The following is a 610-nucleotide window of genomic DNA, read 5'->3' on the forward strand; positions in this document are numbered from 1 at the left end:
GCTCGCTTGTATGGTTAGACTTGAAGGGGTGGTGGGACGAACAGTTCGCATCTGACTGCTGTAACAGTACAGACCGTGGGAGACCTCGCCCCACCCCTTCCACCAAAAGCGCCGATAGAGAATGCTTCGTTCAAGCGACGATAGAAACAAGCCTGCGCCTCTGGGTGAAACCCCTACAAGCTGTAAAACCTTAGCGTGGAGAAGTGCCAGTGGCAATGCGCGTGTCAAAGTCAATCGTGGGCGTGGACGTCGCCAAAGCTGAACTCGTTATTTATTTAGCAGATCCAGATCTGCTCACCTCGATAACCAATGAAAAGCCGGCCATAAAGCGCTGGCTTAAAACGTTGGCGGGGCCCACTGCGATAGCAGTTGAGGCGACAAATATTTATCACGTGGACTTGGTTGAGTTGGCTCATGAGTCAGGTCATGACGTCTACATCATCGACGGTTTTCAACTGAGTAATTATCGTAAAAGTGTCGGTGGTCGCAGTAAAACGGACGCATCTGACGCCCGTCTTCTCGCTCGTTTTCTAAAAAACGAAGGCGAAGATTTACGCCCTTGGACCCCACCTCCGGCAGTCTACGGCAAGCTGCAAAGCCTTTTACGACG

The 610-nt window shown here is 51.6% G+C and carries 1 protein-coding gene; it reads left to right on the forward strand.

What is annotated here, in order from left to right:
- Positions 1 to 209: 209 nt before the first annotated feature.
- Positions 210 to 610, forward strand: a 401-nt coding sequence (locus tag HU765_RS26595; protein ID WP_186624080.1) for a transposase, incomplete at its 3' end; no start/stop codon positions are given.

The organism is Pseudomonas sp. SWRI81 (genome assembly GCF_014268545.1).
Taxonomy (GTDB): Bacteria; Pseudomonadota; Gammaproteobacteria; order Pseudomonadales; family Pseudomonadaceae; genus Aquipseudomonas; species Aquipseudomonas hamedanensis.